Origin of the sequence: Sphingorhabdus sp. Alg231-15 (assembly GCF_900149705.1) — a bacterium.
GTDB lineage: Bacteria > Pseudomonadota > Alphaproteobacteria > Sphingomonadales > Sphingomonadaceae > Parasphingorhabdus.
This window is the reverse complement of record NZ_LT703001.1, coordinates 2,293,056-2,307,629: the sequence shown is the minus strand read 5'-3', so window position 1 is coordinate 2,307,629 and position 14,574 is coordinate 2,293,056. Positions and strand designations below refer to the sequence as shown.

General features: G+C 53.3%; 17 protein-coding genes and 1 tRNA gene. 10 read left to right on the top strand and 8 right to left on the bottom strand.

Translation table 11 applies throughout. The features are described from left to right. Window positions 1-31: 31 nt before the first annotated feature. Together DG177_RS11340 and DG177_RS11335 are read left to right on the top strand one after the other, a co-directional pair. Entirely contained in the window at window positions 32-634 is a 603-nt protein-coding gene (locus DG177_RS11340; protein WP_108811580.1) for a DUF4136 domain-containing protein, read from the top strand. Beyond that, on the top strand, window positions 631-1,764 hold the full coding sequence (locus DG177_RS11335; protein ID WP_108811579.1) for a M14-type cytosolic carboxypeptidase: 1,134 nt from the start codon (window positions 631-633) through the stop codon (window positions 1,762-1,764). Before DG177_RS11340 ends, DG177_RS11335 begins: the two co-directional genes overlap by 4 nt. 10 nt (window positions 1,765-1,774) lie before the next feature. Here the strand turns inward: DG177_RS11335 and DG177_RS11330 are convergent. Continuing rightward, window positions 1,775-1,866: transfer RNA gene (locus tag DG177_RS11330), tRNA-Ser, on the bottom strand. A 294-nt stretch (window positions 1,867-2,160) separates the two neighbouring features. On the opposite strand from DG177_RS11330, the gene DG177_RS11325 reads away from it, so the two are divergent. After that, a complete protein-coding gene (locus tag DG177_RS11325) occupies window positions 2,161-3,006 on the top strand; it encodes a DUF1134 domain-containing protein (protein ID WP_108811578.1) in 846 nt (281 codons plus the stop codon). 7 nt (window positions 3,007-3,013) lie between these two features. On the opposite strand, the gene DG177_RS11320 is transcribed toward DG177_RS11325, so the two are convergent. The 7 genes from DG177_RS11320 to DG177_RS11290 all read right to left on the bottom strand — a co-directional run bounded on the left by DG177_RS11320 (window position 3,014) and on the right by DG177_RS11290 (window position 9,575). Beyond that, window positions 3,014-3,628, bottom strand: a complete 615-nt coding sequence (locus DG177_RS11320) for a riboflavin synthase (RefSeq protein ID WP_108811577.1) — start codon at window positions 3,626-3,628, stop codon at window positions 3,014-3,016. A 31-nt stretch (window positions 3,629-3,659) separates the two neighbouring features. After that, a complete protein-coding gene (ribD, locus tag DG177_RS11315) occupies window positions 3,660-4,637 on the bottom strand; it encodes a bifunctional diaminohydroxyphosphoribosylaminopyrimidine deaminase/5-amino-6-(5-phosphoribosylamino)uracil reductase RibD (RefSeq protein ID WP_337658751.1) in 978 nt (325 codons plus the stop codon). Beyond that, window positions 4,631-5,041 carry a hypothetical protein gene (locus DG177_RS11310; protein WP_108811576.1) on the bottom strand — a complete coding sequence of 137 codons (411 nt, stop codon included), beginning with the start codon at window positions 5,039-5,041 and terminating at the stop codon, window positions 4,631-4,633. The genes ribD and DG177_RS11310 overlap by 7 nt, the downstream gene beginning before the upstream one ends. A gap of 89 nt (window positions 5,042-5,130) precedes the next feature. After that, window positions 5,131-5,802: a TonB family protein gene (locus tag DG177_RS11305; RefSeq protein WP_108811575.1), complete on the bottom strand. Its 672-nt coding sequence runs from the start codon at window positions 5,800-5,802 to the stop codon at window positions 5,131-5,133. 156 nt (window positions 5,803-5,958) lie between these two features. Next, the gene (gene gltX, locus DG177_RS11300; RefSeq protein ID WP_108811574.1) at window positions 5,959-7,296 is read right to left on the bottom strand and encodes a glutamate--tRNA ligase; all 1,338 of its coding nucleotides are present in this window, start codon (window positions 7,294-7,296) and stop codon (window positions 5,959-5,961) included. Then, entirely contained in the window at window positions 7,293-8,948 is a 1,656-nt protein-coding gene (locus DG177_RS11295) for an NAD+ synthase (protein ID WP_108811573.1), read from the bottom strand. The genes gltX and DG177_RS11295 overlap by 4 nt, the downstream gene beginning before the upstream one ends. A 54-nt stretch (window positions 8,949-9,002) precedes the next feature. Next, on the bottom strand, window positions 9,003-9,575 hold the full coding sequence (locus DG177_RS11290) for a DUF2306 domain-containing protein (RefSeq protein WP_108811572.1): 573 nt from the start codon (window positions 9,573-9,575) through the stop codon (window positions 9,003-9,005). A gap of 173 nt (window positions 9,576-9,748) precedes the next feature. On the opposite strand from DG177_RS11290, the gene DG177_RS11285 reads away from it, so the two are divergent. The 7 genes from DG177_RS11285 (at window position 9,749) to rplT (ending at window position 14,546) form a co-directional block, all read left to right on the top strand. Then, the gene (locus tag DG177_RS11285) at window positions 9,749-10,555 is read left to right on the top strand and encodes a LytTR family DNA-binding domain-containing protein (protein ID WP_337658750.1); all 807 of its coding nucleotides are present in this window, start codon (window positions 9,749-9,751) and stop codon (window positions 10,553-10,555) included. A gap of 111 nt (window positions 10,556-10,666) precedes the next feature. After that, entirely contained in the window at window positions 10,667-11,602 is a 936-nt protein-coding gene (locus tag DG177_RS11280) for a ribose-phosphate diphosphokinase (protein WP_108811570.1), read from the top strand. 66 nt (window positions 11,603-11,668) lie between these two features. Continuing rightward, window positions 11,669-12,049: a hypothetical protein gene (locus DG177_RS11275; RefSeq protein ID WP_108811569.1), complete on the top strand. Its 381-nt coding sequence runs from the start codon at window positions 11,669-11,671 to the stop codon at window positions 12,047-12,049. A gap of 64 nt (window positions 12,050-12,113) precedes the next feature. Further along, the gene (gene hisN / locus DG177_RS11270) at window positions 12,114-12,893 is read left to right on the top strand and encodes a histidinol-phosphatase (RefSeq protein WP_108811568.1); all 780 of its coding nucleotides are present in this window, start codon (window positions 12,114-12,116) and stop codon (window positions 12,891-12,893) included. After that, window positions 12,881-13,789 carry a helix-turn-helix domain-containing protein gene (locus DG177_RS11265; RefSeq protein WP_108811567.1) on the top strand — a complete coding sequence of 303 codons (909 nt, stop codon included), beginning with the start codon at window positions 12,881-12,883 and terminating at the stop codon, window positions 13,787-13,789. Before hisN ends, DG177_RS11265 begins: the two co-directional genes overlap by 13 nt. Before the next feature lie 146 nt (window positions 13,790-13,935). Further along, window positions 13,936-14,136 (top strand): 50S ribosomal protein L35, encoded by a 201-nt coding sequence (gene rpmI, locus DG177_RS11260; protein ID WP_108811566.1) that lies wholly within the window; start codon window positions 13,936-13,938, stop codon window positions 14,134-14,136. Window positions 14,137-14,183: 47 nt separating this feature from the next. Next, complete coding sequence (rplT, locus tag DG177_RS11255) at window positions 14,184-14,546, top strand: 50S ribosomal protein L20 (protein ID WP_108811565.1); 363 nt, start codon at window positions 14,184-14,186, stop codon at window positions 14,544-14,546. Window positions 14,547-14,574 lie beyond the last annotated feature (28 nt).

Here is a 14,574-nt window from a genome sequence, read left to right as displayed (position 1 = left end):
TGGCGCACAGTTGGTCGGGAGTTAGAGAATCATGTCACTACAAAAGCTTTTTGGGGCCGCTGCATTGTCCCTCGCAATGACAGCCTGTGTCGCAACGACACCACCTGTAAATGTTACGCGTTTTCATAATGCGCAGGACATGCAAATAGCGCCCGGAACCATCGCTATTGTTTCAACCTCTGACGTTAGCGAAGGAAGAGTGCTGGAGCAGGGTACGTATGAAGCCGCCGTCCGCAGAGAATTGCAGCGAGTTGGGTTTTCAGACCCCGGCACGGATGCAGCCAATGGCGAATATGTTGCCCGAGTCTCGGTAGAGCAAAGCCGTTTGTCCGCCGGAGGTCGTCGCTCCCCGGTGTCAGTGGGCGTTGGTGGCAGCACGGGCAGCTATGGATCCGGTGTGGGACTCGGCATAGGCATCAACCTGAGCGGCAAGCCCAAGGATAAGATTGCAACGGAACTGGCCGTTCGGATCACACGTCGTGCCGACAATCAAACGGTTTGGGAAGGCCGCTCGTCGGTGGAAGCCAAAGAGGGATCCCCGGCTTCACAACCAGGGCTAGCCGCATCAAAATTGGCCGAAGCGTTATTCAGGGACTTCCCCGGAGAGTCAGGAACCACTATCAAAGTGCCATGAGCACCAAAGATATCCAGATCACCGCCGCTTTTGATAGCGGGAACATCAACATTCACGATATTTCCGGCACCAATGCGGAACTATCGATCAAAAAGGACAAGGACAGCGACTTTTTCCAGTGGTTCCATTTCCGGGTAACCTGTGAAATTGGTGATGTTCTACAACTGAATATCAACGGCCTGAAAGAATCCGCTTATCCGCAAGGTTGGCCCGGTTATAATGCGTGCGTCAGCGAAGACCGAGAATATTGGGGCCGGGCAGAAAGCCGATATGATGAAGATAAAGGTACGCTCTCGATAAGCTATACCGCAACCAGCAACATCATCTGGTTTGCGTATTTCGCACCCTATAGCATCGACCGCCACCATGATCTTGTTGCCGAAGTGGCTTCTGTCGAGGGCGTCACATGCCGAACTCTGGGCCATAGTCTGGAAGGACAGCCGATTGATTGTCTCACAATAGGCGAAGGCGAGAAACAGGTCTGGCTCTATGCCCGCCAGCATCCGGGGGAAAGCATGGCTGAATGGTGGATGGAAGGCGCGCTGGAAATGCTTACTGATCCCACTGATCCGCAAGCCCGCGCCTTATTGCAAAAATGCCAGTTTCATATCGTTCCCAATATGAACCCAGATGGTTCGTTTAGAGGGCATTTGCGAACCAATTATGCCGGTACGAATCTCAATCGCGAATGGCACGAGCCCAGTGTGGAAAAAAGCCCGGAAGTCTTGTGTGTTCGGGGCGCGATGGACGAAAGCGGTGTCGATTTTGCGATGGATGTTCATGGAGACGAAGCGATTCCCGCCGTGTTCATTGCCGGATTTGAAGGTATCCCGAGCTGGACCGAAGAACTGGGCCGCAAATATCACGCCTATCGCGACCGACTGGCCGCGCGCACGCCGGATTTCCAGACAGAGCTTGGCTATCCAACCGCTGCGAAAGGCAAGGCAAACCTGTCCATGTCTACCAATCAGGTGGCAGAACGATTTGGTGCGGTCGCGATGACACTAGAAATGCCGTTCAAGGACAATCGCGATTTACCGGATGAAGAGCAGGGCTGGTCACCGGAGCGCTGCAAATTGCTTGCGCGCGAATGCCTGGCGACATTGTCAGAGTTAATAGACGAGATTTAGATCGGAAAAGTGGCGGACACGGAGGGATTCGAACCCTCGAAGGACCGTGAGGCCCTTGCCTCCTTAGCAGGGAGGTGGTTTCAGCCGCTCACCCACGTGTCCGCATGACTGGCTTGGCCAAGGACAAGCGCTATAACGGCGCATCGCACGCCCTGCAATGGGTAAAGTGCGTTGCATCGTCGCGGATTATCGACACCAGACCAAAATGCGGCCTGAAGCAGGTCTGACAGCAGCAAATGGACCATAATTTGTACAATTGGCCCTCAAATCACTCAACAGATCGCAAAATCGACTCGGGTCGTCGTCCGTTCATTGCGTAGTCATCGCGAAACGCCAAGGTCGAACGCGGCTGGTATGGGAAGGAGTTTACCCATGACTAAGTCGTGCCCAAAGGAAATGTCTGTGAAAAAATATACCCGTGAGACTCTCGGCAGAAAGCTGCTTGGCCTATTCACTGTCGCGGCCTTGGCCTGCGCGCCAACCATGTCTCCCGCTTTTGCGCAGGTGCAGACGATTGACCCCAATGACGCGATTGATGCGGATCTAGATACACCGGATTATGACGGAAATTTTGATCCCGTGGAACAAGAGGTGCAAACCGCTGAGGATGCTCCGATTGACGGCGATCTTGATGGTGATCTGGTCCAGCCTGGTCAGACCGAAGGCGGCACCGTTTATGAAGATAACGTCGACGAAAATAGCTATGATCAAAATACTGTTGGTTCGGATGGCGAAGCAGTTGCAAATGTGAATGATGCGACAACTTTTCAGGACGATGATCTTATCGGCGCAGCAGAAGGCGTATTTGGCAAGGGTGCCAAGGGTCTAGCCGGGGTGATTGAAGATATTCTGAAGAAGCAGGGGCGTCCCAATGCCTATATTGCCGGGCGGGAAGCATCTGGTGCATTTGTGGTGGGCTTACGTTATGGGTCCGGCAAATTATTTCACAAGATTGAAGGCGAACGTCCGGTATATTGGACCGGCCCGTCCATCGGCTTTGACGTAGGCGGCAACGCAGCGAACAGCTTTGTGCTGGTTTATAATCTCTACGATACCGAAGACCTTTATCAGCGCTTTCCTGCTGGCGAAGGCGCGGCCTATTTCGTTGGTGGCTTTCACGTGAGCTATTTGCGCAGTGGTGACAAGGTGCTGATCCCGGTTCGGTTGGGCGCAGGCCTCCGGCTAGGCGCGAATGTTGGCTATATGAAGTTCAGCAAGAAGCAGAAATGGCTGCCCTTTTAGGCAAGGACTAAGTCGAAACGGCACGCAATTTCTCCATCCGCGAGAGATAGCGCGCCAAAATATCAATCTCCAGATTGACCTGATTTCCAGACTTGAGATCGGCGAAAGTCGTGACGCTAGCAGTATGCGGAATGATATTCAGACCAAAAATCGTACTGCCGTCCGGCTGATCTTCGATGCTGTTAACGGTCAGGGATATGCCATCAACCGTGATGGAACCCTTTGGAGCCAGATAGGGTGCTATGTCCTTGGGCGCATGGATGCGAACCGGATGCGAATCGCCCTCTGTTTCGATAGAAACAACATCGCCGACCGCATCGACATGACCAGTAACGATATGACCGCCCAGCTCGTCGCCGACTTTTAGCGCGCGTTCCAGGTTAAGCTTGCGCCCTTCGGACCACATAGATTGGGCCGTTTTGGATATGCTTTCGGCCGATATATCGACGGCGAACCAGTCGGTACCCTTGTCAACAACCGTCAGACAGGCACCGGAGCAGGCGATAGACGCACCAATATCGACGCCGCTCATGTCATAATGGCAGGATATCACCAATCGCAGGTCACCCCGCTCTTCGACTGTCGTTATTGTGCCGATATCCGAAACAATGCCTGTAAACATGGAAGACCTTTATGATGGTTGAGCGAAGAACTTAGGCGGCACGTTCATATATCTCAAGCACATCCTGTCCGAGATCGCGGCGATCCATCCGGTTCCATTGCCCATGTGCGGCGTCAAGACTGCCAAGGCCAATGTCTCCAATACCCGGCAAGCCGCCGCCGATGATGATTGGCGCGCGATACAATAGTAGCCGATCAACCAAATCAGCTTTGAGGAAAGACGCAGCGGTCGCAGCACCGCCTTCAACCAGCAGCCAGTTCATTTGATCCAGCCCCGCAATTGCCCCTGGCTCCATAATCTGGATCCAGTGATCGCCAACATCCGCCTTCCCTAGCACCACGGGTTGCGGCGAACGGTCTTCCAGATTGGTTAATCTGACATCCAGGCTAGGTGTATCCGCCGCAACTGTTCCAGCTCCAACCAATATAGCGTCACAGCGTGCCCGTTCGAGATGGGCATGCGCGCGTGCACGGTCGCCAGTGATCCATTTACTGGTACCATCTGCCATCGCGATACAGCCATCCAATGACAGGGCAAGTTTCAGTATGACATGCGGGCGGCTTTTTTCCATACGCGTGAAAAATCCTGCCATTGCCCAGTGCGCCTGCTGTTCTAATAGACCGACAGACACCGAAATACCGGCATCGCCCAAGCGATCAATGCCCTGACGCCGGGTTCGCTCGTCAATATCCAGCGTTGCAACAATCACGCGCGCAGGCGCTGCTTCCCTTACAAGATCGGCACAAGTGGGCCCGCGTTTGCTTTGATGCGCGCAAGGTTCCATTGTGACATATATATCGGCGCCTTTGGCGGCCTTCCCCGCTTGTGCCAAAGCCATAGCTTCTGCGTGCGGACGTCCGCCGGGCTGTGTCCAACCGCGACCAATAATCACATTGTTCTTGACGATGATGCAACCAACATTGGGATTGCCACCGGTTCGTCCGCGGCCACGTTCGGACAACGCTATGGCTATCGCCATAAAGCGCGCATCATGATTGGTCTTCAGCATGAGAGACCGGAGGGTCGATCCACTTCTACCTCACCCCTTGCCAGCCGATCTGCTTCGGCTTCGCGTTCGATCGATTCGACATCCATTCCCGACATCCGGCCGAGAGATTTCATCGCTTCACGCCGCTTGGTGTCGCGCTTATCTTTCAGGCACTGAACCGCCCATCGATCTTCCATGATCTCATCGTCGGTGCGATCGAGAGACCAGTTTTCAACATAGACAACTTCTTGCGGAACATAGACGTCCGTATTGACCTTCGGGTCGATGATAAACAGAAAGAAGATGAACCCGGAACAGGCAAAGGCCAGAAATGCCGGCATGGCCTGCTCCTTCGGACTCCGCCGCAAAAGGGTGATCAAATCCTTTAGACCACCGCCTACGGAAACATCTTTGAGCATTTTCATTATTGCTAAATAGGGAGCAAAAGCCGTGATGGCCAGCCCTGAAGCGTCAGAAAAACGGCTTCACGAGGCTGGCCCGGCTGTTCTGGAGCTCAGCCGTTAATTTCGAAACGGACTTTCAGGATGATCCAGCTTTCAAAAGGCGCGCCATCTTTGGTCGCCGGTTGAAACCGCCATTTGCGCAATGCGTGCCGCTGCGTCGCTGTCCAGAAGCCTTCATGCGGCGTGTCAATCAGCTCGATCTGCTTGGCCCGACCATTGGTTCCAACCAGGACGCGCACGGTAATCATGCCTTCCTCGCCCATTCTCAGCAAACCAGAGGGATAAGGCGGCTGGAACTGGTTGCTATAGCGCGTGTTTAGCTTGGCATCGGCAATAATCGGGTCAGCAATGGTCTCGACAGGCGTAATCGGTATCTCAATACGATCGCCGACACCGCTAAAGTCAATGCCATCATCACCGCTGGTCAAGCCGGTTGCAGGAGGATCGTTAAACACTGGCGGCTTGACGATCGGTGTAACCTGAGTGACAGGTTTTGGCGGTGGGTTGGTAGCGACAATCGGCTCTTCGATTTTGGTAACCGGTGGATCTGGCTCTTTCTCAATCTCAATCGGATAGGCCGTGATCACTCCTTCAAACGGAATTTCCGCCGTTATCGCTGGCAGCGCCATCGCGCCGGCAAAAAGCAAAGCATGAAAGCCGATCGTCAGGCCAATGCCCCTGTAATTAGGGGGTTTATGCGCATAAGTTGATGTGAAGCTCATAAGTCTGTCCTTTCATCCGTCTCCTCGGATGACAGTGCAGCTACCCCATTTGTTGGCGCTATATATCTGCACCGCCCTGTGTAATGTTATATTATTACATGGTTGAAATCAAGTACATGGCTAAACGAAGCTCTATCGTGTGAAAAAAATGCGCGTTTACGAAGTGCTGTTTTGCAGCCTTGCTAGGGCGGATTCCCGGCCAATTAGCGGCAGCAGCGCGCCCATATCCGGGCCGTGATCCAGCCCGGTCAAAGCCTGTCGCAACGGCATGAACAGCGGCTTGCCTTTACGGCCCGTGCTTTCTTTCAGCGCACTAGTCCAATCTTTCCAGATCATCTCTGACCAGGACAAGCCTTCGAGAGTCTCGAGGGCCTGATTCAGGAAATCCTGGTCTTCGGCTGACAAGTCGACAGCGATCACCGGACCCGTTACCACCTGCCACCAGCGTTCCACTTCACCCATGTCATGCAGGTTGGGTCGGATGACCTTCCAGGCGGCCGCCGACATAGTATCAGGCAGCCGGTCTTGTACATGTTCATAGTCCAGCAGGTGCACGATTTTCTGATTCAGCTGGGCCAATTCTTCGTCGTCAAAGCGGGCTGGCGCGCGTCCAAAGCGAGAAAAATCAAAAGTTTGCACCAACGTCATAACGTCGGCAATCGGCTCGACCGGATCGCTTGTTCCGATGCGCGCGAGCAGCGCAACAATGGATTGCGGTTCGATGCTGCGTTCGCGAAAACCGCTAACGCCCAGCGAGCCCAAGCGCTTGGAAAGCTTGCCCTCGGTTCCGACCAGCAAGGCTTCATGCGCAAATTCTGGCGTGTCAGCGCCAAAGGCATGAAACATCTGGATCTGAACAGCGGTATTGGCAACGTGATCCTCACCACGCACGACATGGGTGATACCCATATCCATATCGTCGATGGTCGACGGTAGCATGTAGAGCCAACTGCCGTCTTCGCGGCGGATGACCGGATCGGACAGCAAGGCCGGGTCAAAATGCTGATCACCGCGGATCAGATCGGTCCACTCAATCGGTGTGCCGTGATCCAGCTTGAATCGCCAATGCGCCTTGCGACCCTCTGCTTCAAAATCCGCAATATCTGCGTCCGTCAAATCGAGCGCACCCCGATCATAAGTCGGCGGTTTACCGCGACCGAGCTGAACTTTCCGTTTCAGATCCAGTTCCTGTGCGGTTTCATAGGCCGGGTATACGCGGCCAGCTGCCTTCAATTTCTCGAACTGCTCTTCATAACGGTTGAAACGCGCAGACTGCCGTTCCTCGCTATCGGGATGTATGCCCAGCCAGGCCAAGTCGGCACGAATGGCGGTGACATATTCCTCTTTGGAGCGCTCTTTATCGGTATCATCCAGCCGCAGCAGAAACTCACCGCCATTTTTCTTGGCGAACATCCAGTTGTGCAGCGCCGTGCGAATATTGCCGACATGAAGATGCCCAGTGGGCGAGGGTGCAAAGCGGGTTTTAATGGTCATATCGTCCTAAATGCATTGGTAATGGGGTAACGCCGGTCACGGCCAAAATTTCGGGTGCCCAGTTTTACGCCGGGCGGAGCTTGACGCCGTTTATACTCGGCAATGTAGAGCAATTTCTCGATCCGTATCACCGTTTCGCGATCAAACCCACGTTCGACGAGATCAGAAACCGATAACTCTTCCTCGACCAGGCCGTGGAGGAGTGGATCGAGAACTTCATAGTCGGGCAGGCTATCACTGTCCTTCTGATCTTCTCGCAGTTCTGCGCTTGGCGGTTTAGTGATGATGTTTTCGGGCATGACTGGCCCATCGGGCCCCATGCCGAGCGACGGCTTATTACGGTTGCGCCATTCCGACAGCTTGAAACAGGTCAGCTTATAGGCATCTTTAAGCACCGAATAGCCGCCCGCCATGTCGCCATAGATCGTTGCATAACCAACACTCATCTCACTTTTGTTGCCAGTAGTCAGCAGCATATGGCCAAATTTATTGCTCATCGCCATCAGAGTCACACCCCGGATACGCGACTGGATATTCTCCTCGGTAATATCGACCTCTTCATCGGCGAAACTGCCTTCGAGCATCGCGTCAAAGCCTTCAACCGCTGGTACAATGGAAATGGTGTCGAGTTTCGTACCCAGCATTTCTGCACAACCAGCCGCATCGTCGAGACTTTCCTGACCAGTGAAGCGCGACGGCATCATTACGCACCACACCCGGTCCGCGCCCAAGGCGTCAACCGCCACCGCTGCCGACAGCGCACTGTCAATGCCTCCAGACAGACCCAAAATGACGCCAGGAAAGTGGTTGGCATTAACATAGTCGCGTAAGCCAACTATCATTGCGTTGTAGATATCGGCCGGATGATCATCGAGCTGGTGAACTTCGCCTGGTGCACAAGTCCAGCTTTCCCCGTCGTTTGACCAGTGGGTATCAACGATCGCCTCATCCCAATCGGGAAGCTGATGCATCACACTGGCGTCACCATTGAGGACAAAGCTCGCTCCGTCAAAGACAACTTCATCCTGGCCGCCAATCCGGTTCAAGAATAGCAACGGTAGCCGTGTCTCGCGCACTCGCTGCGTCGCTACTTGGCCTAGCCGCCGGTCGTCTTTCTCAATTTCATAGGGGCTGCCATGAACGGAAATCAGCATTTCCGTGCCCTGTGATTTCAGATGTTCACAGACTGTCGGAAACCAGACATCCTCACAAATAGGCAGGCCAATTTTACAACCGCGAAAGTCTATCGGTTCGGGCAGTGGCCCAGATGTGAATAGACGCTTCTCGTCAAATGTCCCGTAGTTGGGAAGCTCTACCTTATAGCGCACGTCTTTTATCTGGCCACCTTCAAGCAGAGCGATACCGTTATAGAGATTGCCATTTTTTCGAAAAATTGAACCCACCAGCATTGCTGCCGTGCTGTCGTTCGTTGCCTCTGCCAAGCGCTGTAATTCGGTTTCCGCACGCTCCACCACGGCGGGCTTCAATACCAGATCTTCAGGTGGATAACCAATGAGTTGCAGCTCCGGAAAGACAATCAGATCGCTATCCGGCTTCGACTGATAGACGGATATCATCGCGTCGGCATTGCCACGCAAATCGCCAACCGCCTGGTTCATCTGGGCTAGGGTAATAGTAAGCTTCACTGTCATGCCGCTCTGATAGAAACCCGCGCTGCATGGAGCAAATGAATTGTTACAAATGATTTATCCGAAAACAAGCGATCCCATGACACGCCCCGGAATGAATGCAAACAGACCCGCGATCAGCAGACCGATATATGGTCCCTGCATCGCGCGGTAATGCTCTTGAACATTGCCACGCCGGATCTGCCAGATACCATAGGGAATGGAAAACAGGGTCACGACCGAAAAAATATGGATGAAGCTAAATCCACTTCCCCCGATCCCATGGCCGGGCCGGCCAATCCAAAAGCTCGCAATGGCAGTAGTAACCATGAGCAAACCCCAGATGCGACCAAGGTGTTTGTGAAGCTGATCGCCCTTTTGGCGCCACAGAACATAAGCGCCCAGAGGAAGGGCCGGAATCACCGTCGACAAATGGATGATGACCGGCAAGCTTATTGAACGGCCGCTTTGTGCCGGCTGTGAGGATCCAGAAACAAAGCCGCCGGACAAGGATGACAAAGCCATTGCCACCAAGGTCGCCAATATAGTCGCACCAACCATCAGAATGATATTCTGCGGTGTAAGGCCCTGCTGCTTCACAGTTTGGGCCGTAGTTTTCTTTGATTTTTCTGTTGTCTTGGGATTTGTCATGATCTCGTCCTTGCTCGTTCGCTTTGTTGCGAGCGAAACTGGCGAAGCTTGTTTTTATTTCCAGCTTGCTTACGCCGGTGGTTGTCCCTTATTCGTGAAAGGCTCTAAAAACGTGCGATCTGCCCATTCACGAAGCGTCAATGGGCCGGTGGAATGGTGGTTTGGGAACTAATATGAGCGGCAATATCAGAAAAATCTCGATGAAATGGATTGCCGTTGAATTGCTGGTCATAGCGCTCATCGGTCTGGTCTTCGGTTTCCTTGGTCCTTTTGGCACATATGCCATGCCGGCGGCGCTGCGCCTTGCTTATTGGGTTGGCTTTATCGTCATCGGCTACGCTATTTTCCGGCCGATTTCGATCAGTGCTGGATGGCTAAGGGAAAGAATTGTCATGCCGTTTTGGGCGGCGGAATTAATGGCCACCGCAATTGCCGCCCTACCTCTTACCTTCCTGATTGGATTTGCCATCTCAGGCATGCGTTATGATCCGTCATTTTTGGGCGATCGCTTTCTGATCCTCTACCTGCAATGCGCGGTGATCGGTTTCGGCATCTTCTTGTTCATGCGATTGCTCTTTGGGCCAGACGGAACGGAAAAGGAAAGCGAGCCGCTTCCGGATAGGAAGCCATCCACAATTAAGCCTGAATCTGTCAAGATTGAACCGGTACAGACCAAATTGCATGACCGCTTGCCCCCAGGCTTCTCTGAAGCAATTATCGCTCTGGGAGTGGAAGATCATTATGTCCGCGTCCACAGCGCCGAACGCGCGGAAATGCTGTTGATGCGTCTGAGCGATGCTATTGGTGAAATGGAGCCGCTGGAAGGCATGCAAATCCATCGGAGTTGGTGGGTGGCACGTGATGCGATTACAGGGACAAAGCGCGAAGGACGGAATCTCCGATTAACGCTATTCGGCGGCCTGGAAGTTCCTGTTTCGCGTGCCTATGTCACCAAACTGAAACATTCTGGCTGGATTTAACCGAAAGGCACTTTCGATTTGCGACGCACCTGTTAAACGGGGCCTCGAAACATTCACATAGGGTCCGCGATTCCGATGCAATGGCTGGCCTGCTCGAGGGGAAGCCAATCAATGAAACTCATGTCCGGCAACAGCAATTTGTCGCTCGCCCAATCCGTAGCTGACTATCTGGATATCAAGCTGACAGATGCCAGTGTGAAGCGCTTTGCTGATGACGAGATTTTTGTCGAAATCCATGAAAACGTGCGCGGTGAAGACGTGTTTATCATGCAATCGACCAGCTTCCCGGCCAACGATAATCTGATGGAGTTGCTGATTGGCATAGATGCGCTGCGTCGGGCCTCTGCCAAGCGCATCACCGCAGTCATCCCCTATTTCGGCTATGCCCGCCAAGACCGAAAGCCGGGCCCAAGGACGCCAATATCGGCCAAGCTGGTTGCCAACCTGATCACCGAGGCTGGCGCTGACCGCGTGCTTTCGGTTGATCTGCACGCCGGCCAAATTCAGGGCTTTTTCGATATTCCAACCGATAATCTTTACGGTGCACCGGTAATGTCCGCCGATATTCAGGCGCGTTTTGCCGGTCACGAGCTAATGGTTGTGTCACCCGATGTTGGCGGCGTGGTTCGCGCCCGCGCGCTTGCCAAACGGCTGGACAACGCGCCGCTGGCGATTGTCGATAAACGCCGCGAACGGGCTGGTGAATCGGAAGTCATGAACATCATCGGCGATGTGTCCGGGCGTTTTTGTATATTGATCGATGATATTGTCGATTCAGGCGGAACCCTTTGCAATGCCGCCCAAGCGCTGAAAGACAAAGGGGCCACCGAGGTTGTGGCTTATTGTACGCACGGGGTTCTTTCCGGTGGAGCTGTGGCACGGGTCAATGACAGTGCGCTAAAGGAGTTGGTGATCACCGATTCCATTGGCGCAACCGAAGCGGTCAAAGAATCAGATCGTGTACGCCACCTGACGATTGCACCTCTGTTAGGTGAAGCAATCAAGCGTATTGCCGATGAAAGCTCAGTTTCCAGCCTGTGGGACTGATCTGAATTCCGGTTTCAAGAATCTTCTGGAGGAGGGAGAGTCGGTGTGCCAAGTCTAGAAACATTGATGAAGTATCGCGTCCATATTGCGATTCTCGCGATCGTGATTTCGGTCGTCGCCTGGATCACCGAGTTGGCAGGCTGGGTTTATATCTGCCCATATTGCCGGGCGCAAAGAACCGTAATCGGACTATTGGGGCTCCTTCTTTTGGCTAACCCACAACATTGGCTAAATCGCTGGATATCGTCGGTACTTGCTGTCTTGGGGCTGGTCGTTGCAGCCATGCAGCATTTCAATGGCTGGAAAAAGATCATGGCGGGTGAGTTTTCCTGGGGCGAATATTGGTATGCAAATTCCTGGGTACTGTCCGGCTGCGCCCTGTTTATCATCACCGGTTTGATCCTTTTCCTGTGGGCGTGGCGACCTGCTGAGCCGGATTCATCGTGATCCGCCTTATATATTTCAAGGAGCGGCGCTGGCCAAAGGGCCTTTTTGCTGTCAATTAAGGAATATGACGCCGAAAGATATCACACTCGCCGAAAAACTTGCCAATGCCGCCGGGGAAGCCATTCGCCCGCTATTTAGGGCCAAATTTGATCAAGAATCGAAAAGCGATTCCACACCGGTAACCGAAGCAGACCGCGCTGCTGAAGCTGCGATGCGCAAGATTATTGAAACCGAATGCCCGGAAGATGGTATTATCGGTGAAGAATATGGCACGATCAATGAAGGCGCGTCTCGCCAATGGGTTCTCGATCCGATTGACGGCACCACCAGTTTCATCGCGGGACGGCCAATTTTCGGAACGCTGATCGCGCTGATGCAGGATGGCTGGCCGGTTATCGGCATCATTGATCAACCAATCGCGCGGGAGCGCTGGGTTGGTGTAGTGGGCCGACCGACCACCTTCAATGGAGCTGTCGCCAAATCGGCCCGTTGTCGTGAATTGAAAGACGCAGTGCTCGCCACCACGACGCCGCATCAATTTGACGAGCATGATTCGGAGCATTTCATGAGCCTCGCCAGTAAAGTCGCGCCGCGTAAGATTATCTATGGCGGCGATTGTTATAATTACGGACTAGTGGCGAGCGGGCATGTTGATGTTGTTTGTGAAGCAGGTCTAATGTTGCACGATTTTGCCGCACTGGCCCCAATCATTGATGGTGCTGGCGGGATGATGTGCGACTGGAGCGGCGAACCGCTGCATGCAGAGACAGACGGTCGTGTTCTGGCAATTGGCGACCAGGCTCGGGTCGATGATGTTCTGGAGGCCATTGCATGCAACCATTAGAACCGGTCAGCAAGACGCGGTTCGTTCTGCCGCCGCCGCCGCTACAGCGCTATCTGACCACCTATTATTTTACGGATATAGAGAGCCCGGATGGTTCGGAGATATCTGATTTGATGCTGCCGCAATGGGCGAGCATTCGTTATATCTATCGCGGCAGTGTGAAAATGACGATTCCAGATCAGAAGCCACAGGATTCGCCTCTGGCGGCAATGACCGGCCCGACTAGCTTGGCAGCACCCATCTCAGCAAAAAAGGCCAATATAGCGGCATTCGGCCTATTGCCGCTGGGTTGGTATAAATTTGTCAGCCAGCCCGCATCGCGTTGGGCCAATAAAGTGGTAGATGTCAAAACCGCTCACAAATTCGAACTTTTTGAGCAAATCTGGGATGCTATCCGAAATTTGGATAGCGAAGCGGAAATGGTTGATGCCTCCAATCATATACTGCTCGAAGCCCTGCAACCAGTAGATCCGGAAGAAGAACGGATTGAAGCAGCGCATTTGGCGTTAACCGACCCTGCTATTGATAGTGTGGCAGCGCTGAGTGAGCGTCTGGACATGGACACAAAACAACTCAGTCGTTTTTCGAATCGGGTTTTCGGCTTTCTTCCCAAACTGCTGCTGAGGCGACAAAGGTTTGTGCGCACATTGGGTCAGGCCTTGATGAATCCCACCCAAAGCTGGAGCGAGTGCGTGGATCTGAACTATTATGACCAGGCCCATTTCAATCGCGATTTCAAACGGTTTATGGGGCTAACCCCCCGACAATATATGGCACAGCCACACCCGATTCTGGGGATTGGCGCAATGGAACGGACCAAGGCATTGGGCCGACCATTGCAAGCCATGGACAGGCCCCTCGACCCCAATGGTTCTGACAACAGCAACGCCGCATAGGTCCAGGCGGCAAAAAGCCATGCCCATTTTGCATTATTTCTTGCATTTCGGGCGAATCTAGCTATTGCCGCCCTTCCGATGTGACGCACTGGCCAGTGTTGGGCTGCCACATGTGTCCGTAACGGTAACTTCTAGAGGAGACCAAAATGCCCAAGTTGAAGACCAAAAGTGGTGTGAAGAAACGCTTCAAAATCACCGCAACGGGTAAGGTAAAGCACGGCGTAGCCGGCAAACGCCACCGTTTGATGAGCCATAACAGCAAATATATCCGTCAGCAGCGCGGCACCAAGAAATTGTGTGATGCCGATGCTCGGACAGTCAAGAAATGGGCACCTTACGGGCTTTAAGAGCACCGAAGTTTCCATCGCTTCATAAGAATTCAAGGATATAGAAAATGGCACGTGTAAAACGGGGTACGACCACTCGTACAAAACATAAAAGATTACTGGATCAGGCAAAAGGCTATTATGGCCGCCGCAAAAACACCATCCGCGTTGCGCGGCAGGCTGTCGAGAAGGCGGGCCAATATGCCTATCGCGATCGTAAAGTTAAGAAACGCGCTTTCCGTGCGATCTGGATTCAGCGTATCAACGCTGCGGTCCGTGCAGAAGGCATGACTTACGGCACATTCATTCACGGCACCAAGCTGGCCGGCATTGAACTTGACCGTAAAGTTATGGCTGATCTTGCGATGAATGAGCCTGCAGTGTTTAGCGGCCTCATCAAACAGGCGCAGGATGCTCTAGCGAAAGCTTAAGCAATTCCATAAATTTCAAAAAGCGCCG